The following is a 21,283-nucleotide window of genomic DNA, read 5'->3' as shown; positions in this document are numbered from 1 at the left end:
GGATCGCGCGCTTAGAGGCGCGCTTCGTTCACCGTGATCTTCATCTCGCGGCGCAGGCTGCGCTGCAGGACTTCCGCATCCTCGTTTCCGAGCAGGCTGCCAAGCTGCTGCCGCAGCATCTCCCGCTCCTGCTCCGAAGCTTCGTCCGGGTTTCCGGGTTCCACCTTGGTCACCGCGAACACCACGGCGCTTCCGTCGGCCAGCATCACCCGACCTGGCGTGACCGCATCACCGCTGGGCGGCGCAACGCGGAAGTAAGCCTGGTTGGCCACTGCATCGGGAACCGGCGCGCCTCGCGGAATGCCCGGCACGTCCTGCGCCTGCAATTCGCGTTCGCCCGCCAATGCCTCCAGGGACTTGCCGCCCTTGAGCTCGGCGACCATGGCGTCCGCTGTCTGCTCGGCCTGCTTGCGGGCGCGGTCGGCGCGCACCTCGGCGATGACGCGCTCACGCACCTGCTCCAGCGGCTGCGCCCGCTCGGGGGTGTGGCTGGTGACGCGAATGAAGACGGTGTGGTCCGGACCGATCTCGATCGGGTCACTGACCGTCCCGTCCTGGGTCAACGCGTCGGAGAACGCGGCCTGCACCACCGCATTGTTCGCCGCGATGCCGCTACCCGCGCCTCGCGCGAAGGGGCCGATCGTCTGGATCTGCACGCCCCCGGCAGCTGCCGCCGGCTCGAGCGACATCGGACTGCGGTTGATCTCGTCGACCACGCGACCGACCTGCTCGCTGTAGGCGCGCGAGCCGTCACTGTCGCGGACCTCCTGCTCCATCTGCTCGCGCACGTCCTCGAACGCAACCGGCTTGTCGGCGTCCACCTCGCGCAACTGCAGCACATGCCAGCCGAAATCGCTGCGGACCGGCGCGCTGACCGTGCCCGGCTCCATCGCGAACAGCGCGTCTTCGAACGCGCCGGCCATCATGCCCTTCTCGATCCAACCCAGATCACCGCCACCGTCGCGGGACCCCGGGTCGTCGGAGTTCTCACGGGCGAGCGCGGCGAAATCCGCGCCGGGCTGCTGGGCCTTGGCGGCGATTTCGGCGGCGCGCTTCTGCGCCGCCTGCTGGGTCGCCGCGTCCGCATCTGCCGGCACCTCGATCAGGATGTGCGAGGCCATGCGGCGTTCGGCGGTCGCGAAACGCGACTTCACCTGTTCGAAATGCGCACGCGCCTCGGCTTCGTCGACCTGACCATCGCCATCGCCATCGGCCGCAACGGCGCGCAACTCGATGTACTCGAGTGCGACCTTCTCCGGCTCGCGGTAACGCGCTGCATGCGCTTCATACCAGGCCTGCTGATCAGCGGCGGATACCTCGGCGCTGTCCACCGCCGGCGGCGGCACGATGACGAAACTCACGTCACGGCGCTCGCCGAGCAGACGCATCAGACGCGCCGCTTCGCTTTCGGTGACGAACGCGGTTTCCGCGATCGTCTGCGGCACCAGTGCGCGCTGCATGTCGATGCGGATGCTTTCCTGGAAATCGCGCGGCGTGCGCGGCGGCTGCGCGGACTGCAGCGCCATCTGGTAACGCTGCGGATCGAACCGCCCCTCGACCTGGAACGCGGGAATCGAGCGGATGACCTCCTGCACCTGCGCATCGCCAATGACGATATCGGCGCGCTCGGCCGCAAGACCGAGCACCGCGCGATCGATCAGTTGCTCGAGAACTTCGCGCTTGCTTTCCAGCGTCTCGAACCCGCGCGCTTCGAAAGCCTCGCCTTCCTGCTGACGGCGCTGCTCGCGCATGCTGTCGAACGCCTGGCGGAATTCCTCGGCGCTGACCTCGGTCGAGGTCCAGGCGAGCTTGCGTACCAGCCACACGTCGGGCGCGGATTTCCACCATTTCGGCGGTGCCTCCACCTTGGCGGCGTAGTCGGCATTGTTCTGGAACAGATACTGTTCCATGCCGAAGAACGCGAACGGAATCGCGAGCACCGCCACGATGGCGATGGCGATCCAACCACTGGTCTTATCTCGAAGCGCTTGCAGCATGGCTCAGGACACGGGATGGCGAGCCGTCCAGTGTACCCGCAAGATCCAGGAGACGGACGCGGGCACCCGTTCCTCGCCGCGTTGCAGCGCCACCGACGCCTGTTTGCGCTCCCCTTGAAACGCGGTCGTAATCACAAAAGGGATCGCGTACCATGCGCGCCTGACCGGCATCCCCGTCCGGACCAGCTGCGCATCGCGCTGCCGGCCGGATGTCCAGACGTAAGACACGTCGCTATCTCAAGAAGAAGAGGAACTCACTGATGGCAAACCTCACCAAGTCCGACATCATTGCTTCGGTCGCGGAGAAATCCGGCCTGTCGCGCGCCGACGCCGGCCGCGCCGTCGACGCCCTGCTCGACACCATCACCGAGGCGCTGAAGAACGGCGACGCGGCGAACTTCGTCGGCTTCGGCTCGTTCGTTGCGCGTCCGCGCGCGGCGCGTACCGGCCTGAACCCGCAGACCAAGGAAGCGATCCAGATTCCGGCGTCCACGGTGCCTGCATTCAAGGCTGGCAAGGCGCTGAAGGATGCGGTAAAGTAAGCGGCTTGATTGTTCCGCATGGGTGCTTAGCTCAGCGGTAGAGCGTCTCCTTTACACGGAGAGGGTCGGGGGTTCGAAACCCTCAGCACCCACCAAGAGTTTCAAAGCGCGGAGCGGTAGTTCAGTTGGTTAGAATGCTGGCCTGTCACGCCGGAGGTCGCGGGTTCGAGTCCCGTCCGCTCCGCCAGTTATAAGCAAACAACCCTGCAGCGATGCGGGGTTTTTTGTGTCCGCGGTTCGAGCGGGCAACAGGCTCCATGCCTGGGGCCGCTCGGGACCGGATCTGTGCTCCTGTCATCTCCACGTTGCGCGGAACAGCAGATCACGCCTCTGCAGGAGGCAGTACGCACACGCGTCGCTCGACCCGCTCGCCTGTCGCGTGCCGCGGTTATCCGGAACCGCAACGCGGCAACGCACGTTGCACTTGCCGTGGCGACCGGTCGCGCGAAGGCGCGCGCCCGCCAATGTTTGCCATGCGATCCCGGACGCCGCGGATCGCCTTCAACGCGCTGCGCGCAGGACGATTACGCGCATCGCGAAAAAAGTTGTCTTGCCCCCTTCCCAACCGCCGACTTTGATGTAGAATCTCGCGCCTTGGAGCGGTAGTTCAGTTGGTTAGAATGCTGGCCTGTCACGCCGGAGGTCGCGGGTTCGAGTCCCGTCCGCTCCGCCATTTGCAAACAGAAACCCCTGCAGAAATGCGGGGGTTTTTGTTTGTGCAACGGCTGCTCGCGCGACTGCGCAAAGCCGCAGCGCGTCTGTTGCGCACGGCACCGTTCGACCGCAGTCGCCGCATCGGGCCGATCGACTTTCAAAGGCTGTGCCCTGGCCTGGTCAGCGTGTATCGGAAGGGCCATTCGGCGCCGGATCGCCGGCCCGATGCTCCGCTCATCTGCACGACGCGCCAGGCGTGATTGCAGACTGCAGACGGATCGCGCGGTCCATCTCGGCAGGAAGCCACATACTCCACTCGTCGACCGCGGCGATACGTACCGTCGCGTTGCCAGCAGGAGCCCCGATGCGATCCATCCACCGTCCTTCTTCCCTGCGCGCGGCCTTCCATGCACTGGTGATGGCCGCCGCACTGCTGGGCACGTCCAGCGCCGTCGCCTCGGCGTCGATCGCCGCGATTCCGGGACTCGATCGCGCGATGCTTTCGCCGGCGTTCTGGGTTGCCCGCCAGCCTGCGGCAGATGCCGTGGTGCTGGATGCAGCAGCAATCGAAGCGCTGAACGCAAGAATGCGGCGCGAGGACGCGTCGATCCATACGCCGCTCGCATTGCCGGACCACCTGGACGGGCACATGGTGCGTACCTGGATCGAAGCGGTGTCGAAGCGACCGACGCAACCCCGTTTCACCACCGCGGGGCGGATCGACGACGCTGCGCTCGATGCGTGGATGGATGCACTCGCGCTCGATGAGATACCCGCCGGGGTGGCCCTGCGATTCGGCCTGGTCGTCCGCCGCGCCGACCTGCGCGCGTTCCCGACCGCGACCCGTGTCTTCAGCGAACCGGGCGACACCGACATCGACCGGTTCCAGGAGGATGCGCTGTTTCCCGGCACACCGGTCGCAGTGATGCACACAAGCCGCGACGGCGAGTGGCTGTTCGTGGAAAGCGAGCGCTATCGCGCATGGATCCGGGCGTCGCTCGTCGCGCTCGGTTCGAGAGCCGCTGTGGCGGACTTCGCCGCGCGTGCGGCGCGCGGCCCCATCGTCACCGGCGCCACCGCGCGCACCGTCTTCACGCCCGAAGCCCCGGAGGTCTCGGACGTGCAGCTGGAGATGGGCGTGCGCCTGCCCCGCGTGAACCCGGACGGCGCGACCGCACTGCACGGCCAGGTGCCGGGCTTCGGCCGGGTGATCGAACTGCCGGTGCGCGAGCACGACGGCGCGTTGTCGTTCTCGCCGGCGCTGATTCCCGCCGCGGCCGACATGGCCGACGATGCCCTCCCCCACACCCGCGCGACACTGCTCCGCCAGGCCTTCAAGTTCCTCGGCGAGCGCTATGGCTGGGGCCATGGCTACAACGCGCGCGACTGCAGTGGATTCGTCTCCGAGGTCTATCGCAGCGTCGGCATCCTGTTGCCGCGCAATACCGGCGCCCAGGCGACGAGCCCGGCGCTCGACCGCATCGAAGTCGCGCCTGACATGCCACGTTCCCAGCGCCTGCAGCTGCTGCGCGAAGCCGATGTCGGCGACCTGGTGTTCATGCCCGGCCACGTGATGATGGTGATCGGCCACGTCGGTGGCGAGCCCTGGGTCATCCACGACACTGCCGGCATGAGCGTGCGCACTGCTGGCGGCGCCGTCACGCCGCTGCCGCTCAACGGCGTCGTGGTCACCCCGGTGACACCGATGCTGGCCGGCGATCGCGGCAGCGTGGTCGATCGCATGACCGCCATCCAGCGCGTACGCTGAGCCGGAGCAACCGATGAAGATCACCGACATCACCCTTGGCATGCTCCGCGTGCCGCTGAGTACGCCGTTCAAGACCGCGCTGCGGACGGTCGAAAGCGTCGACGACATCATCGTCTCCATCCATACCGACAGCGGCCATGTGGGCCACGGCGAGGCCGCGCCTACGGCGGTCATCACAGGCGACACTCATGGCGCGATCGTCGCGGCGATTTCCACCGTCATCGCTCCGCGACTGATCGGCCGCGAGGTCGCCGACCTCAACGCACTGACGCACCTGGTGCAGACCGCGCTGGCGCGCAATACCAGCGCCAAGGCCGCGGTCGAGATCGCACTCTATGACCTGTTCGCGCAGCTCCACGGCGCACCGCTGTACCGGATCCTCGGCGGTGGGAACCCCGTGCTGAGTACCGACATCACGATCAGCGTCAACGACGTCGACACGATGGTCGCCGATGCGCTGTCCGCGGTGCGCCGCGGCTACGAATCGCTGAAGATCAAGATCGGCACCGATCCTGCAAAGGATCTGGAACGGGTCCGCGAGATCCATGCGGCGGTCGACGGACGCGCATCACTGCGCCTGGATGCCAACCAGGGCTGGACTCCAAAACAGGCGGTCCGGGCAATACGCCAGCTCGAGGACGCAGGTATCCATGCCGAACTTCTGGAGCAGCCAGTCAAGGCGCACGACCTCGCAGGCATGAAGTTCGTGACCGACCGCGTACACACTCCGGTCATGGCCGATGAAAGTGTATTCGGCCCCGTCGAGCTGATCGAATTGATCCGCATGCGCGCGGCCGACATCGTCAACATCAAGCTCATGAAGTCCGGCGGCCTGTCGAACGCGATCAAGCTGGCCGACATTGCCGGGCTGCATGGGATGGACTGCGCGATCGGCTGCATGATCGAGACCGGCATCAGTGTCGCCGCAGCGGCGCATCTGGCGGTCGCCAAGGCCGACATCATCACCAAGGTCGATCTTGACGGTCCTTCGCTGTGCGCATGGACTCCGGTGGAGGGCGGCGTGACATTCGACGGCCCCCGGATCTCGATCGCGGATGCGCCCGGCCTTGGCATCCGCGCGATCCGCGGCCTTGTTGCCCTTCAGGACTGAGGCGCGCTGTGTCCGCGCGGCCGCCGCGCATCGATCTGCCGGCGATGCGCAAACCGGCAGTCGCACGCGGCGTTCGACGCACCGCCGCATCTGCACCACCATGCCGGGGCCGACAGAAAAAGGACATCCACATGCTTCGCCTCCACCGCAACGCCGCATTGCTCGCCCTGTCGCTGGCGAGCCTGCTGCTCGCCGCGTGTTCGTCCACCTCGACCGCAACCGCTGATTCACCGCTGGCCGGCGCCGGACAGCTGGTCGTGGTCACAGCCATGGACTGGGATGCACCGCAGGCGCGTCTGCAACGGTTCGAACGCGAAGGCGACGGCGACTGGCGGCCGGTGGGCGACGCTGTGCCGGTGATGCTTGGCCGCAGCGGCAGTGCCTGGGGGCTCGGCCTGCACCCCGCGCAGCCCAGCGGCCCGCAGAAGCGGGAAGGCGATGGCCGCGCGCCCGCGGGCGTGTTCGCGATCGGCCAGGCCTTCGGCTATGCGCCTGAAGGCGTCGGCGCCCTGCCCTATTCGGCGATGGCGGCTTCGCATTACTGCGTCGACGTGTCCGGCTCGCCGCTCTACAACCGCATCGTCGATGCACGGACAGTCGGCGCCGACGCAGTGGCCGGTGCGAGCGAGCACATGCGGCTGGACCTGCACAACGATGGCGACACGCGCTACCGCCAGGGATTCGTCATCGAACACAACGCGTCCGGCATTCCCGATCATGGCAGCTGCATCTTCGCCCATCTGCTGCGTCGCCCCGACGAGACCACCGCAGGCTGCACCGCGATGGACGATGCCGCGATGGACGCGCTGCTGCGCTGGCTCGATCCGGCGCGCACGCCGCGCTTCGTCCTGCTGCCCGATGCCGAATACGCGCGCCTGCAGGCCACTTGGCAACTGCCGACACAGCCGCGCTGAGCCAGAGCCGCCTGCAGCGCGCGTCGCGACGCCTCGCCCGCCGGCAGTCGCTTCCGACGCGATGCAGTGATCCGCACAACGCGCGCCACCGCGGCCTGCACATGGCATGCTGCCGACGCCTGCCGCGAACGCCCGGACCATGACCGAAACCCCACCGCCCCGTCCTGCCGCCTCTGCCTCGGCCCGGGTGCTGCTCGCGCTGATCGCCGGCGCTGTCGCCGGACTTTCGCTGGCTGCGTGGGACGCGGACACCGCGATCCGGGTCGCCGATGCGGCCCAACCTGTCGGCCGTCTGTGGCTCAATGCCCTGCAGATGACTGTCGTGCCCCTGGTCGCTGCGCTGGTGATCGTCGGAATCAACGCCGCGGCCGATGCGGCCGCATCCGGACGCAACGCGCGCGTTGCGATGATGGTGTTCGCGGTGCTGCTGCTGCTCTGCGGCACCTTCGCCGCGATCGCCGCCCCTGCGTTGCTGTCGCTGGTGCCGCGCGACGAGGCACTGGTGTCGGCGTTCCGCGCCGCGATCCAGTCGCCCGAAGTGCTGCCGCAGGCGCCCTCGTTCGGCGTCTGGATCACCAGCGTGATTCCCAGCAATGCACTGGCCGCCGCGGCCGCCAGCGCGATGCTTCCGCTGGTGGTGTTCTCGATGTTCTTCGGCTTCGCACTGACGCGCCTGGAACCCGGGCGCCGTGAGCGTCTCCTCGAACTGATCCGCAGCGTCGGCGACGCCATGGTCGTGATCGTGCGGTGGGTGCTGTGGGCGGCTCCGCTCGGCGTGTTCGCGCTGGTGTTCTCGGTCTGCGCCCATGTCGGCCTCGGCGTGCTGACCGCACTGGGCTACTACATCGGGCTGCAGTGCGTGCTGTACGTGTCGATCACGCTGCTGATGTATGTCGTCGCGGTGACAGTGGCCGGCGAGCGCCTGCGCAGGTTCGCGGCCGCGCTGCTCCCGGTGCAGGCGATCGCCGCGAGCACGCAGTCGTCGCTGGCCTCGCTGCCGGTGATGGTCGACAGCGCGCGCCACCGGCTCGGCTATCCGCTTGCGGTGACGTCGCTGGTGCTGCCGATGGCGGTCTCGCTGTTCCGGATCGCGAGCCCGACGCAGTATCTGAGCGTCGTCGTCTTCATCGGCTGGATGTACGGGGTGGAGCTCGGTCCGGCCCAGCTTGCGGTGGCGGTGGCGCTGAGCCTGGTCATCAGCATGGGGTCGGTCGGCCTGCCGGGCCAGGTGAGCTTCATGACCAACAACCTGCCGGTCACCCAGGCAATGGGCCTGCCGGTGGAACCGCTTGGCGTGCTGCTCGCGGTCGACACCATTCCCGACATCTTCGCCACCGTCGCCAACACCACGGGCGACGTCACCGCAACCGCTGTTGTCGCCAGGCGCGGCGGCTCCGGTACCACATCCACAGATCCAGGCGCATGAGCGACGATTACCTGCTGTTCCACAATCCGCGCTGCTCGAAGTCGCGCGCCGCGCTGGCGCTGCTGGGGATGCGCGGCATCACGCCCCGTCTGGTGCGTTACCTCGACACGCCGCCCGGCGCCGACGCCCTGCGTCTTCTGCTGCGTCGCCTTGAGCTGCCGGCGCGCGACCTGCTGCGCAGCGGAGAAGCGGCCTACGCTGCCCTCGGGTTGAATGACCCCGCGCTCGACGAAGACGCCATCATCGACGCGATGGCCGCGCATCCGGAGCTGATCGAGCGCCCGGTCCTCGTGCGCGGCGAACGTGCCGTGATCGGGCGTCCCACCGAGCGGCTGCTCACCCTGCTCGATTGAACAATCCTCAACGCGCGCGTTTGGCCACGTGCATGGCAGACGCCTGCGCAGGCGGCGCAAAACTGTCGGCTCGCGCCAACGGCCAGAACGCCCTGAACACCGCATGCTCGGGTACGCCGTCGAGCAGCTCGCCGGGTTCCAGGAAACGGTAGAGCGCGGCAAGCGAACGCACTTCGGTGGGCGAGACACGCCGCAGGATGTGTTCCGGTCCGATCTGCATCGGATGTTCCAGCCCCGCCGCACCGATCATGTCGCGCAGCGCGCGCAGTGTGTTCTGGTGGAAATGGAATACGCGCTCGGCCTTGTCGGGGACATCGAGAAGACGCCAGCGGGCCGGATCCTGGGTGGCGACCCCGGTGGGGCAGCGGTCGGTATGGCAGCTGCGCGACTGGATGCAGCCGAGCGCGAACATGAAGCCCCGCCCCGCGTTGCACCAGTCCGCGCCCATCGCCATCGCACGTGCGATGTCGAAGCCGCTGGTCACCTTGCCCGCCGCGGCGACGCGGATGCGGTCGCGCAGGCCGATGCCGACCAGGGTGTTGTGCACCAGCATCAGCGCTTCCTGCAGCGGCAGGCCGACGTGGTTGATGAATTCCGAAGGCGCCGCGCCGGTGCCGCCTTCGGCGCCGTCGACGACGATGAAGTCCGGCAGGATGCCGGAGTCGAGCATCGCCCGCGCGATGCCGAACCACTCCCAGGGATGGCCGATGGCGAGCTTGAATCCGGTCGGCTTTCCGCCCGCCAGCGTCCGCATCCGGTCGATGAATTCCAGCAGGCCCAGCGGCGTGGAGAATGTGGTGTGCGCCGCGGGCGATTCGCAGTCCACGCCGACCGGAATCCCGCGGGTCGCGGCGATCTCGGCCGTCACCTTGGCGCCCGGGAGCAGGCCGCCGTGCCCCGGTTTGGCACCTTGCGAGAGCTTCAGCTCGATCATGCGCACCTGCGCTTCGGCCGCGTTCCGCGCGAACGCATCCTGGTCGAACCGCCCCTGGGCATCGCGGCAGCCGAAGTAGCCCGAGCCGATCTCCCAGACCAGGTCGCCACCGTATTCCCGGTGGTAGGGCGAGATCGCCCCCTCGCCGGTGTCGTGGTAGAAGTTGCCGCGCCTGGCGCCCTGGTTCAGTGCGCGTATCGCGTTGGCCGACAGCGAGCCGAAACTCATTGCCGAAATATTGAACACGCTGGCCGCATAGGGCTGGGCGCGCTCGTCACCCACCGGTATGCGGAAGTCGTGCGTGGCGGCGTGCGCGGGCACCAGCGAATGATTGATCCATTCGTACTGCGAGCCGTACATCGGCAACTCACTGCCGAACGGCACCACGTCGCTGACGTTTTTCGCACGCTGGTATACCAGCGCGCGCTGCTGCCGCGAGAACGGCACCTCGTCCTGGTCGTCCTCGATGAAGTACTGGCGGATCTCCGGACGGAAGGCTTCGAGCCCGTAGCGGAACCGCGCCATCAACGGATACGTCCGTCGCAGGGTCGCGCGCCGCTGCACGATGTCGATCGTACCCAGCGCCACCAGCACGAGCAGCGGCACCGTGGCGAGCGACCAGCCCAGCGAGTGCCGGGTCACTGCCAGCAGAGCCGCGGCAAGCGCCAGGACAACGCAGCTTGCATACGCGAGATAACGGACCATCATGCTCCCTTGCTGAGATCGGGCAGTGACCCGACCGGCCATCCTCCACCGAAAGCGGTGAAAAGACGGTGCCTGCGGGCAACATCATCGACGCGCGGCTGTTGACGGTCGTCGGCGTGTAACCGGGCAACTGCCGCTGAATGAATGATGCCACTGCAGCCGCTTCACGGCGGTTTGGCAGGCAGCTGCCTATGGTCATCGCGAACTCCCGCAGTGCCGAAAAACATCATGTCGCAGCGTCCATACAACCCGATGGTCCTCGCGGAAATGACGCGCGCCGTGCAGGCGGAAAGACCGGATGCCGACTGGCATGAACTCGAGCCGTTGCTTCGCGCGGCGTGGGAGCGGGTTCCGCGCATGTCCGACTGGGAGCACGTGCGCGACATCGCTGCAGCACATTACCGCCTCGGACTCGGCATCCCCGATGCAGCTCCTGTCGTCACCATCGGCGCCGGTTCGCTCCCCGGAGCCTTGCCATGATCTCCGCGCGCGCGGTGTGGCGGCTCGTGATGCTGCCGGTCTACATGCTGATCGCAGGCGCCGTGTTCGCCCTGGCACTGCGCAATACGGCGGGTTCGATCCTCTCGCCGCTGGCCTCGCTTGCGCCCTGGGCCATGCTGCTCGCCGGCATTCTCGCCCTCCTGTCCATCATCGGCGGCCCGTTGCGCTGGCGTCGTCGCCTGGCTGCGGTGCGCCATGGGCATCCGAGCCGCGCGCGCGAATGCCCGCAGCGGCGTGTCCACGAGTGGGAAAACGAGCCGGATGCGCAGCCGGCTGCCCGTAGCTGATCGGCGCCGAGGCGCCTATAGAGGCTTGGCAATGCGGACAACGTCACCGCCGTCGCGCTTGGCGAGATACAGCGCTGCGTCGGCGCGACCGAACCAGTCCTGCCAGTCGCGCTCTGTCGAGAGCATCGCGCCGCCGACCGCCACGGTCACCGGACCGCCCGGCGCGGCCAGCCTTGAGGACACTGCTGCACGCACCCGTTCGCCTGCGCAAGACAGGGCATCCTCCGACCCGATCGGCAACAGCATGACGAATTCCTCGCCACCGAATCGATAGACGGAATCGCCCTGCCGCAACTCCTCGTCAAGCAGCGCAGCCAGCTCGATCAGCACCACATCGCCTGCGGCATGTCCGTATGTGTCGTTCACCGCCTTGAAGCGATCGATGTCGAGGACCAGCAGACCCATGCGGCCCGCCTGCCCGGTAGCGATTGCGTGGCGCAGATCCGCTTCCAGCATGCCGCGATTGGGAATGCGGGTCAGCGGGTCGAGGCTGGCGAGCAGTTCGAGCGAATCGCCGTACTGGCGCGTGCGCCGTGCAAAGGTATGCGCGAACCCGAAGACCAGTGCCCAGGTGACAAGCGTGCTGAGCTGGTGGGGGCCAGCTTCACGCAGAAGCGTCACCGATGCGACCCAGAGCAGCCCCAGTCCGCTCCAGGCGGCGACCCGTATCGGGGCAAGATAGAAATTGGTCATCAGCACGAGATAGACCCAGCCATGCGCAGCCGCACCGATGGTCACGCATGCAAGGCCGGCAAATCCCGAATTGATGGCCACCAGCCATCCGCCGGCACGCTCGGTGTACTGCCCGCGCCAGACGCGACGCAGGATGATCGTCAGGGTGACGACCACGGCAGCATCCATCGCAGCGGCCACCCACTCGCCACGCGTCAAGCGCCAGACCAGGAAACTGACGAGCACGACCGCCGTGACCGATCCCAGCATGGTGATGATTGCCAGGCGCAGATCGTGCCTGAGTCTTGAGATCAAGTTGCGTCCATCCCGGAGCACCGCATGCTCCCCGTCACGGACCGCAGTAGGCCCGCCGTCGACCCTAGGCGCGCAGGCCTGAACAGGGAAGCAAATTGTGCTGCGCATGTGTCGAACGCTGCCGGCCGTCACGTCGCGAAGGTCGAATCGACCGACATCGCGATGGTGCCCGGAGCCGGAATCGAACCGGCACGACCTTGCGGCCGACGGATTTTAAGTCCGGTGCGTCTACCAGTTTCGCCATCCGGGCAGGCGGTCGACAGCGTGCCGCAACGCGCCGCGGAATGGAACCGCCGCGTTTTCCCGCACGGTGCAGAAACGCAAAAAGGCCCCGCATCTGCAGGGCCTTTCGTGAAACTGGAGCGGGAAAAGGGGCTCGAACCCTCGACCTCAACCTTGGCAAGGTTGCGCTCTACCAACTGAGCTATTCCCGCTTGGAACCGAATTGTAACCCGCCTGCGACCTGGGTGGTGCACCGGCTGGAGGCCTGGGTCGGAATCGAACCGGCGTACACGGATTTGCAATCCGCTGCATAACCACTCTGCCACCAGGCCGGTGACCCCGCCGCACAGGTTTTCAGCCTGCCGACAAAACGAAACCCCGCATATCGCCCGGGGCAACGTGTTTGAAACTGGAGCGGGAAAAGGGGCTCGAACCCTCGACCTCAACCTTGGCAAGGTTGCGCTCTACCAACTGAGCTATTCCCGCTTGGGAGGCGAAATTCTACCCGTCGCCGCCGGTGTGTCAATACTTGTTCTTCTCCGCGGCACGCATGATCGGCCATGCCGCGCGCAGATACAGCAGGCCCGACCACAGGGTCAGGATCGCCGCGATCGCGAGCAGCCAGTCGCCGACGATGAAGATCTCGCGGCCCAGCCACGGCAGCGGGCGCGGCGGCTGGTCGGGCGTCACCGAATACAGCAGGCACAGCAGCGCGATCATCTGCGCGATCGTCTTGATCTTGCCGATCGCCGCGACGCGCACGGTCGAACGCTGGCCGAGCTCGGCCATCCATTCCCGCAGGGCCGATACCGCGATCTCGCGGCCGACGATCACTGCCGCCCACAGCGCCATCCAGGGCGTGGGGTGGCCCTGCACGATCAGGAACAGCGCGACGGCCACCATGAGCTTGTCGGCGACCGGATCGAGGAACGCGCCGAATGCCGAGTACTGCTCGTAGCGACGCGCTATCCAGCCATCGAGCCAGTCGGTGATCGAGGCGAACGCGAAAACCAGCGCGGTCGCGAAGTTGGTCCACTGGAACGGCAGGTAGAACACCAGCACCAGCACCGGGATCAGCATGATCCGCATCAGCGTGATCCAGGTGGGAATCGTGAATTTCATCGGACGCCTGTGGGGGATTCAGTCAGGTCCGGCGCCAGGGCCGGGGTCAAGCCCGTGTAGGGTCGCATAGATGCGTTGTGCAAGCGCCGCGTTGACGCCTTCGACCTGGGCAATCTGTTCGGCACCAGCCGCCTTCAGTCCGCCCAGACCGCCGAAATGCTTCAGCAGGCTGGCGCGCCGGCGTGGCCCGATGCCGGGGATGTCTTCGAGGCGGCTGGTGGTACGCGCCTTCTGGCGCCGGCCGCGATGGCCGGTGATGGCGAAGCGGTGGGCCTCGTCGCGCACCTGCTGCACCAGCTGCAGGCCGGGCGAGGCTGCGCCGGGCTTGAGCGCGCGGCCGTCGGGCAGCAGCAGGGTCTCGTCACCCGGCTTGCGCGCTTCGCCCTTGGCCACGCCGACGAGACAGATGCCGGTGATCCCCAGCGTGTCGAGCACGGCGCGCGCTTGCGCCACCTGGCCTGCACCGCCATCGATCAGCAGCACATCGGGCAGGATGCCCGCGCCTTCTGCCGTGACCGGCGGGTCGGTGCCGGAATCCGCAGCGGCCACCTCCGCCGCGCGCGCCTCGGCCGCCTTGCGGAAGCGCCGCGTCAGCGCCTGGTGCATCGCCGCGTAGTCATCGCCGGGTTCGATGCCGGCGATGTTGTAGCGCCGGTACTGGCCACGCACGGGGCCTGCCGCATCGAACACCACGCACGACGCCACGGTGGCCTCACCCATGGTGTGGCTGATGTCGAAACACTCGATGCGCTGCGCGGGCCGGCTGAGCCCGAGCATCTCGCGCAGCGACTCCGCGCGCGCGTTCTGCGCAGCCTGGCTGCTCATTTCGGTCGCGAGCGAGATCTCGGCGTTGCGACGCGCCAGATCGACGTAGCGCGCGCGGTCGCCGCGCACGTTGTACTTGATCTGCACGCGTCGTCCGCCGGCCTCGCTGAAGGCCTGCTCCAGCAGCGGAACGTCCTCGATCGCGCGGTCGAGCACGATCTCACGCGGCGCCGGCTGCTCGGCGTAATGCTGGGAGACGAACGCGGCCAGCACTTCGGCCGGATCGTCGCTGCCGTTGGTGCGCGGATGGAAGGCGCGTGTGCCGAGGTTGCGGCCGTCGCGGAACGACAGCAGCAGCACGCAGGCCTGGCTGCCCTGCATCGCCACGGCCAGCACGTCGAGCTCGGCAACCTTGCCGTCCACGTACTGGCGCGCCTGCATGCTGCGCATGTTGCCGAGCAGATCGCGCAGCCGCGCAGCCTCCTCGAAATTCAGCGCTTCGGCTGCCGCCTCCATGTCGCGGGTGACTTCCTGCGTCAGCTCGTCGCTGCGACCGTCGAGGAACATCGAAGCCCGCCGCACGGCATCAGCGTAGTCCGGCGCGGAAATCAGCCCGACACAAGGCGCGGTGCAGCGTCCGATCTGATGCTGCAGGCACGGCCGCGAGCGATTGCGGAACACGCTGTCCTCGCAGTTGCGCAGCTTGAACAGCTTCTGCATCAGGTTCAGCGTCTCGCGCACCGCGGTCACCCCGGGGTACGGGCCGAAGTAACGGCCGGGGACGTTGCGCGGCCCGCGATGCACGGCGATGCGCGGCCAGTCCTCGCTCGTCACCAGCACGTAGGGATAGCTCTTGTCGTCGCGCAGCGAGACGTTGTAGCGCGGCTTGAGCGACTTGATCAGCTGGTTCTCGAGCAGCAGCGCCTCGGCCTCGGTGCGGGTCACCGTGGTCTCCATGCGCGCGATCTGCGCGATCATCGCCATCGTCCGCGTGACCTTGGGCGTGGCGTTGAAATAGCTCGCCACGCGCTTGCGCAGATCGCCGGCCTTGCCGACGTACAGCACGGTGTCGTCGGCCGCATACATGCGATAGACGCCCGGCGCAGTGCTGAGCCCCGCGACGAACGCCTTGCCGTCGAACACTGCCTTGCCGCCGCTGCCCTGCGATCCGGTCATTCGCCTATCGGAACATGGCGGACGGCGCCGCTGGCGGGATCAAGCCGCAATACCGCGTGAGAATCGGTATCGGCAATCCATACGGCGTCGTTGCCGATCGCCAGCCCGGCGGGCGCATGCAGGCGCTGCGGCAGTTCGCAGGTCGTGAGCTCGCCGCCGCCCAGACGCAGCCGGCGCAGGCTGTCGTTGCCGGCGTCGGCGATCCACAGCACTGGCGCGTCGGGCTCGAGTGCGAGCGCCTGCGGGTTCTGCATGCGCGCATCGGTGCGTGGGCCGTCGACGCAGCCGAACTGCCAGGGATCCTGGCCGACGAGCGTCGACACGGCGCCGGTACGGGTGTGCACGCTGCGTATCGCCGAACCGGCCGCGTCGCAGACATACAGCGTCTGCTGCACGCAGGCCAGCGATACCGGCTCGGCGAACGATGCCATCGCGCCGATGCCGTCGATCACTGCCAGCCTGCCGCTGCCGGCGAGCAGCTCGACACTGGAACGGCCCAGATCGAGCCGCCAGATGCGGTTGTCACCGGCGCAGGCGATGAAAAGCTTGTCTCCCGCCAGCACGATGTCGCGCGGCTGGTCGAGCGCGATCGCCCGCGGATCGGCAAGCGGACCCGCGACCGTCGTGCCGGGTCGCCCCGCGCCGCAGATCGTCGCGATGTCGCCGGTGCGCAGTTCGATGCGGCGGACGGAATGGTTGCCGGTATCGGCCACGTAGAGCACATCGCGTTCGACATGCAGCCCGTGCGGGCGGGTGAACGCAGCCAGCTCCATCGGGCCATCGATGAAGCCGGGGCTGCCGCTGCCGAACTGGCGCAGGATGCGGCCGCTGGTATCGCACTCGAGTACGCGGTGATGGCCGCTGTCGGCGACGTAGAGATAGTTGCCCGACAGCGCCAGGCCGACCGGAAACCGCAACGGCAGCGGCGGCTCGCCGCTGCGGCGCAGACGGACCGGATCGCCGTTGACCGCCTGTGGCGTGAGTTCGTCGGCCAATGCACTCACGCTTGCGTCGAGCGCGCGGATCCCGCCCTCGCCGACGATGCGTTCGCGCACCCGCCCCTCACCGTCGATCAGCACGACCGTCGGCCAGGCTTCGATGCCGTAGTGCTGCCAGAGCGTCCAGTCCGGATCGTGCGCAACCGGAAATTCGACCTGCTGGCGATGCACGCGCTTGGACGCGCGCCGCGCGTCACGTTCGGCGTCGAAGCGCGGCACGTTCACCGCCACGACGTTGAGCCGCTCGCGATGCCGCGCACGCAGATGACCGAGATCCGCAAGACATTGCTGCGACCATGCCGAACCCAGGTTCACGAAGGCCAGGGCACACACCTTGCCCCGCAGCTGCGTCATCCGCAGGGGGTCGCTCAGGTTCAGCCACTCCAGGCTGGCCGGGAACTCGGATGCGATCGCGGCTTCGGTCATGAACGGATTATGCGCGAACCGCGGGCGCCAGGCGCCAGGCGGCGGTGACGCTCGACGATGGCATCCGCTGCCTCGTCGACCAGGGACCAGACCGTCTCGAAGCCGGCGGCGTCGCCCGTGTAGGGGTCGGGGATATCGCCACCGCCCTGCCCCGCCCAGTCGAGCAGCAGCGCCGCCTGGGCAGACGCATCCGCCGGCCGCCGCGATTGCACGATGCGCAGGGTGCTGGCATCCGCGCACAGCAGTGCGTCGAACGCGCGATAGTCGGCTGCCTCCAGCGTGCGGGCACGCAGTGCGGCGATATCGACGCCGTGCCCGGCGGCGCAACGGATCGCGCGCGGGTCGGGCGCGTCGCCGGCGTGCCAGTCCCCGGTGCCACAGGAATCGACGTCCATCACCTCCGCCAGTCCGGCCGCTTCGATCCGCGACCGCAACGCGCCCTCGGCCATCGGCGAGCGGCATATGTTGCCCAGGCACACCACCAGCAGCCGGATCATCGCAGCAGCGCCGCCAACCGGGCCTCGGCGCGGGCGAGATCGTCGGATGTATCGACGCCAGGCGGAAAGGCCTCGGGCGCAATACCCACCGCGATCCGGTGTCCGGCCTCCAGCACACGCAACTGTTCGAGCATCTCGATCTGCTCCAGCTGCCCCGGCGGCATCGCCGCGAACCGCTTCAGGAATCCCACGCGATAGCCGTAGATGCCGATGTGCCGCCACCAGTCGCCTGCGGACATCACGTCCCGGCCGAGGGCGAACGCATCGCGCGGCCATGGCACCGGCGCGCGGCTGAAGTACAGGGCATCGCCGCTCGTCGCGCGCACCACCTTGACCGCATTGGGATCGAGCAGCGTCTCGACATCCCCGATCGGCGCGCACAGGGTCGCCAGATCCACGCCCTGCCGCCCGGCCAACGCCGCAACCGCACGGACTCCCGAGACCGGCGCGAAGGGCTCGTCGCCCTGCAGGTTCACGACCACGCGATCGTCTTCCCAGCCTGCGATCGCGGCGCACTGGGCAAGCCGGTCGGTACCGGAGGGATGCTCCGGGGCGGTCATGGCCACCTGCACCGGGGTGCCCTGCAGCGCATCGCGTACCCGGGCGTCGTCGGTGGCCACCCACACTTCGTCAGCCCCGGCCGCCAGCGCGCGGCGCGCGACGTGCAGCACCAGCGGCTCCCCCGCCAGCGACTGCAGCGGCTTGCCGGGCAAGCGGGTGGAGGCATAACGCGCGGGGATGGCGACGACGAAACCGGAGGATGTGCTCATCCGGCGATTGTCCCAGATCGGACGTGACCGGGCCGACCGGCTACGGGAGCGCGCTGTCACCGACGTTGCGGAAGACTGCGAAGCATTGACGCCGCGCGTTCTGCTCGGGAACCGCGCTCCCACCTCTCCCCGCCCGTTGCGAATCGGCAGCCCGCGGCGCAGGCCGGCACGACATGGTGTCGGAGTCGTAGCTGTGCCCCGGACCGCCGGTCCGCGTGTGGCGGCGCGCGCGTCGGCCCGGCTGCGAACCTTCGCCCCCGATCAGACACTCTCAGGCGCCAGACAGGCCGGCCTCGGCCTGCGCCCCCGGAAGCGGACGGGATTCGCTGCGGCCCGGCGGCGACCGCGACTTCAGCGCAGCTTCGCCAGCCGGTCCAGCAGCGCGATCCAGAACGCCTCGGGCAATTCGCCGTATACCGGAACGCTGAAGTGGCGCTCGCCGGCGAAGCGCATGCATTTCACCGCGTCCTTCTCGGTCATCAGCACCGGCAGATCACTGCCGAAGCGCAGGTCCTCGGGTGTGTAGCGATGATGGTCGGCGAACGCATGCGGGACCACGGCGATGCCATGGCTGCGCAGGGTGTCGAAGAAGCGTTCGGGATCGCCGATCCCCGCGACGGCATGCACACGCTGGCCGGAGAAACGCGACAGCGGCAGCGCGCGACCACCCAGCAGCGGCAATGCCTGCCCGGTCGCGAGGCGCATCGGCCACTCGCCGAACGCGGCCTCGATATCGCCGGCACTGCCGACGTTGAGCACGCGGAAGTCGCAGCGCGCACTGCGCGCGGCGGGCTCGCGCATCGGGCCCGCGGGGATCAGCAGGCCATTTCCGTAGCGTCGCTTGCCGTCGATGACCTCGATCTCGACGTCGCGCTGCAGGCGGTAGTGCTGCAGCCCGTCATCGCAGACCACGATGTCGCAGCCGGCGCGTATCAGGGCGACGGCGGCGGCCACGCGATCGGCGTCCACCCGTACCTTGGCACCGGTGCGCGCGGCGATCAGCACCGGCTCGTCGCCGGCCAGCACCGGATCGGTCACCGGCTCCACCCAGCGCGGGTTGCGCGCAGCGTCGCGGCCATAGCCCCGACTGGCGACGCCCGGCGTCCAGCCGGCCGCACGCAGACGTTCCACGACGGCGATCGTCAGCGGTGTCTTGCCGCTGCCGCCGGCGATCAGGTTGCCGATCACCAGCACCGGCCGATCGACCTTGCGCGTGCGCAGCAACCTGCGCCGCATGCGTGACGCCGCCCCGTACACACGGGCCAGCGCCCGCGCATGCAGCGGGGGGCGGCTGCCGTCGAACCAGTACTGCGGTGCCTTCATCCGGCCTGGTCTCCGCTCTCGCGGAACTGCATCCGGTGCAGACGGGCATACAGGCCGTCCTGCGCGAGCAGTTGCTGGTGCGTGCCCTGCTCGACGAGGCGACCGTGATCGAGGACCAGCACCTGGTCGGCATGCTCGATCGTCGAGAGCCGATGCGCGATGACCAGCGTGGTGCGGTCGGGCATGAGGTGCTCGAGCGCATCCTGCACCAGACGCTCGGATTCCGTGTCCAGCGCCGCGGTCGCCTCGTCGAGGATCAGGATCGGCGCGTCCTTGAGCATCGCCCGGGCGATGGCGAGACGCTGGCGCTGGCCGCCCGACAGGCGGCCGCCGCGGCTGCCGATGCCGCTGTCGAGCTTCCTGGGCAGCTTCTCGACGAACTCCATCGCATTCGCATCGCGGATCGCCGCATCGAGCGCCTCGGGCGAGACGCCCGCCATCTCCCCGTAGGCCACATTGGCGGCCACGGTGTCGTCGAACAGCATCACCTGCTGCCCGACCAGCGCGATCTGGCGCCGCACGTCCGCCAGCCGGTAGTCGTCGATCGGATGGCCGTCGAGGAGGATCTCGCCCTCGACCTGCATGTAGAAGCGCGGGATCAGCTTGATCAACGTGGACTTGCCGCTGCCGGAGCGACCGACGATCGCGGTCACCGTGCCGGGTTTCGCCACGAAACTGATGTCCTGCAGCGCCGGTTCCGACTGGCCGGGATAGCGCGCGCTCACGTGGCGGAACTCGATCTCGCCGCGGGCCCGGCCCAGCGGCAGGCTGCCGGTGTCGCGCTCGTCTTCGGCATCGAGGATCTCGAACAGTCGCTCGGCCGAGGCCACGCCCCGCTGCAGCATGTTCTGCACGTTGGTCAGCTGCTTGAGCGCGGGAATGATCGCCATCATGGCGATCATCAGCGCGACGAAGCCGCCGGCGGTCAGGCGCCCCTGCGAGGCTTCGTAACCGGCAATGACGATCAGCAGCGCCAGGCCCACCGAGCCCATCAGCTGCACCACGGCCGACGAGATCGCGCGCGTCGCCTCGACCTTGAGGTTGAGGCGCATGTGGGCGTCGGCGACTGCGCGATAGCGCGCGTTCTCGGCCGCCTGCGCGCCGTAGATCTTCACTTCCTGCTGGTTGCTCAGCGACTGGTCGGCCGCCTGCAGCAGCAGCGCCGAGCTGTCCTGGATGTTGTGGCTGACGCGGCGGTAGCGACGCGCGACCTTGCCCATGATCCACGACAGCGGCGGTGCGATCACGAGGATCGTCAGCGTCACCTGCCAGCTGGTCCACAGCATCACCACGAGCGAGGCGATGATCTGCAGCGACTGCTGGATCATCACCTTGGCTGCATCGACCGCTGCCTGCGAAACCTGGTCGGAATCCGAACCCAGCCGCACCAGCATCGACGGCACCGGCTCGGCATCGAAGCGCATGCCCGGCAGGCGCAGATACTTGCCCAGTACGCGCACGCGCAGGTCGCGGGCGATGCCGCGGCCGGCCTTGGCCATGTTGTAGTCGGCGAGATAACCCGCGATGCCGCGCATCACGAACAGGCCGATGATCGCCGCCGGCAGCCACAGGTTCAGGCCTGCGTTCTCGCCGACGAAGGTCTCGTCGATGATGGGTTCCATCATCTTGGTGAAGGCGCCGCCGGCGATGGCCTCGATCAGCATCCCGGCCAGCGCGACCGCCAGCAGCCCCCGGTAATCGGTGGCGAACTTCAGCAGCCTGCGATAGACCGGCCAGGCGCGGTCGGCGCGCGCGGGGCCGGGGGTCGGCGCTTCGCGCTGCGCCTCATCCACGACGGTATTCAT

General features: G+C 68.1%; 18 protein-coding genes and 7 tRNA genes. 11 read left to right on the top strand and 14 right to left on the bottom strand.

Features of this window, described 5'->3' with window-relative positions; genetic code table 11:
* Window positions 1–11: 11 nt before the first annotated feature.
* Window positions 12–1,997 carry a peptidyl-prolyl cis-trans isomerase gene (locus EGK76_RS07995; protein ID WP_123832243.1) on the bottom strand — a complete coding sequence of 662 codons (1,986 nt, stop codon included), beginning with the start codon at window positions 1,995–1,997 and terminating at the stop codon, window positions 12–14.
* A 260-nt stretch (window positions 1,998–2,257) separates the two neighbouring features.
* Here EGK76_RS07995 and EGK76_RS07990 point away from each other — a divergent pair, with 260 nt between their 5' ends.
* From EGK76_RS07990 to arsC, 9 genes are all read left to right on the top strand, one after another.
* Window positions 2,258–2,539 (top strand): HU family DNA-binding protein, encoded by a 282-nt coding sequence (locus EGK76_RS07990; RefSeq protein ID WP_096297669.1) that lies wholly within the window; start codon window positions 2,258–2,260, stop codon window positions 2,537–2,539.
* Between the two features lie 20 nt (window positions 2,540–2,559).
* Window positions 2,560–2,634: transfer RNA gene (locus EGK76_RS07985), tRNA-Val, on the top strand.
* Between the two features lie 15 nt (window positions 2,635–2,649).
* Window positions 2,650–2,726 (top strand) — tRNA-Asp (locus tag EGK76_RS07980).
* Between the two features lie 409 nt (window positions 2,727–3,135).
* A tRNA-Asp gene (locus EGK76_RS07975) sits at window positions 3,136–3,212 on the top strand.
* A gap of 345 nt (window positions 3,213–3,557) precedes the next feature.
* On the top strand, window positions 3,558–4,961 hold the full coding sequence (locus EGK76_RS07970) for an SH3 domain-containing protein (RefSeq protein ID WP_096297665.1): 1,404 nt from the start codon (window positions 3,558–3,560) through the stop codon (window positions 4,959–4,961).
* 13 nt (window positions 4,962–4,974) lie between these two features.
* A complete protein-coding gene (locus tag EGK76_RS07965) occupies window positions 4,975–6,072 on the top strand; it encodes a dipeptide epimerase (protein WP_096297663.1) in 1,098 nt (365 codons plus the stop codon).
* Between the two features lie 131 nt (window positions 6,073–6,203).
* Window positions 6,204–6,986, top strand: coding sequence for a hypothetical protein (locus EGK76_RS07960; protein ID WP_096297661.1), 783 nt, complete (start codon window positions 6,204–6,206; stop codon window positions 6,984–6,986).
* A 139-nt stretch (window positions 6,987–7,125) separates the two neighbouring features.
* On the top strand, window positions 7,126–8,412 hold the full coding sequence (locus tag EGK76_RS07955; protein WP_096300429.1) for a dicarboxylate/amino acid:cation symporter: 1,287 nt from the start codon (window positions 7,126–7,128) through the stop codon (window positions 8,410–8,412).
* Window positions 8,409–8,765, top strand: coding sequence for an arsenate reductase (glutaredoxin) (gene arsC, locus EGK76_RS07950; RefSeq protein ID WP_096297659.1), 357 nt, complete (start codon window positions 8,409–8,411; stop codon window positions 8,763–8,765). Before EGK76_RS07955 ends, arsC begins: the two co-directional genes overlap by 4 nt.
* 7 nt (window positions 8,766–8,772) lie before the next feature.
* Here the strand turns inward: arsC and EGK76_RS07945 are convergent, their stop codons facing one another.
* Complete coding sequence (locus EGK76_RS07945) at window positions 8,773–10,404, bottom strand: FMN-binding glutamate synthase family protein (RefSeq protein WP_123832242.1); 1,632 nt, start codon at window positions 10,402–10,404, stop codon at window positions 8,773–8,775.
* Window positions 10,405–10,617: 213 nt separating this feature from the next.
* Between EGK76_RS07945 and EGK76_RS07940 the strand changes: the two genes are divergently transcribed.
* Together EGK76_RS07940 and EGK76_RS07935 are read left to right on the top strand one after the other, a co-directional pair.
* Window positions 10,618–10,884 (top strand): hypothetical protein, encoded by a 267-nt coding sequence (locus tag EGK76_RS07940; RefSeq protein WP_123832241.1) that lies wholly within the window; start codon window positions 10,618–10,620, stop codon window positions 10,882–10,884.
* A complete protein-coding gene (locus EGK76_RS07935) occupies window positions 10,881–11,192 on the top strand; it encodes a hypothetical protein (RefSeq protein ID WP_123832240.1) in 312 nt (103 codons plus the stop codon). Before EGK76_RS07940 ends, EGK76_RS07935 begins: the two co-directional genes overlap by 4 nt.
* A 15-nt stretch (window positions 11,193–11,207) precedes the next feature.
* Here EGK76_RS07935 and EGK76_RS07930 read toward each other — a convergent pair whose 3' ends face one another.
* The 12 genes from EGK76_RS07930 to msbA form a co-directional block, all read right to left on the bottom strand.
* On the bottom strand, window positions 11,208–12,311 hold the full coding sequence (locus tag EGK76_RS07930) for a GGDEF domain-containing protein (protein ID WP_123832239.1): 1,104 nt from the start codon (window positions 12,309–12,311) through the stop codon (window positions 11,208–11,210).
* 31 nt (window positions 12,312–12,342) lie between these two features.
* Window positions 12,343–12,429: transfer RNA gene (locus EGK76_RS07925), tRNA-Leu, on the bottom strand.
* Window positions 12,430–12,537: 108 nt separating this feature from the next.
* Window positions 12,538–12,613: transfer RNA gene (locus EGK76_RS07920), tRNA-Gly, on the bottom strand.
* Between the two features lie 46 nt (window positions 12,614–12,659).
* A tRNA-Cys gene (locus EGK76_RS07915) sits at window positions 12,660–12,733 on the bottom strand.
* 78 nt (window positions 12,734–12,811) lie between these two features.
* Window positions 12,812–12,887: transfer RNA gene (locus tag EGK76_RS07910), tRNA-Gly, on the bottom strand.
* 36 nt (window positions 12,888–12,923) lie between these two features.
* Complete coding sequence (gene pgsA / locus EGK76_RS07905) at window positions 12,924–13,523, bottom strand: CDP-diacylglycerol--glycerol-3-phosphate 3-phosphatidyltransferase (protein WP_096297651.1); 600 nt, start codon at window positions 13,521–13,523, stop codon at window positions 12,924–12,926.
* An 18-nt stretch (window positions 13,524–13,541) separates the two neighbouring features.
* Entirely contained in the window at window positions 13,542–15,464 is a 1,923-nt protein-coding gene (gene uvrC, locus EGK76_RS07900; protein WP_123832238.1) for an excinuclease ABC subunit UvrC, read from the bottom strand.
* Window positions 15,461–16,888, bottom strand: a complete 1,428-nt coding sequence (locus tag EGK76_RS07895) for a thioredoxin-like domain-containing protein (RefSeq protein ID WP_123832237.1) — start codon at window positions 16,886–16,888, stop codon at window positions 15,461–15,463. The genes uvrC and EGK76_RS07895 overlap by 4 nt, the downstream gene beginning before the upstream one ends.
* Entirely contained in the window at window positions 16,885–17,382 is a 498-nt protein-coding gene (locus EGK76_RS07890) for a low molecular weight protein-tyrosine-phosphatase (protein WP_123832267.1), read from the bottom strand. Before EGK76_RS07890 ends, EGK76_RS07895 begins: the two co-directional genes overlap by 4 nt.
* Window positions 17,382–18,155 (bottom strand): 3-deoxy-manno-octulosonate cytidylyltransferase, encoded by a 774-nt coding sequence (kdsB, locus tag EGK76_RS07885; protein ID WP_123832236.1) that lies wholly within the window; start codon window positions 18,153–18,155, stop codon window positions 17,382–17,384. The genes EGK76_RS07890 and kdsB overlap by 1 nt, the downstream gene beginning before the upstream one ends.
* Window positions 18,156–18,506: 351 nt before the next feature.
* Entirely contained in the window at window positions 18,507–19,478 is a 972-nt protein-coding gene (lpxK, locus tag EGK76_RS07880; protein ID WP_123832235.1) for a tetraacyldisaccharide 4'-kinase, read from the bottom strand.
* Window positions 19,475–21,283: a lipid A export permease/ATP-binding protein MsbA gene (msbA, locus tag EGK76_RS07875; protein WP_096297645.1), complete on the bottom strand. Its 1,809-nt coding sequence runs from the start codon at window positions 21,281–21,283 to the stop codon at window positions 19,475–19,477. Before msbA ends, lpxK begins: the two co-directional genes overlap by 4 nt.

The organism is Luteimonas sp. 100069, from assembly GCF_003813845.1.
GTDB lineage: Bacteria > Pseudomonadota > Gammaproteobacteria > Xanthomonadales > Xanthomonadaceae > Luteimonas > Luteimonas chenhongjianii.
The sequence above is the reverse complement of the archived record's forward strand: the minus strand, read 5'-3'. Positions and strand labels throughout refer to the sequence as shown.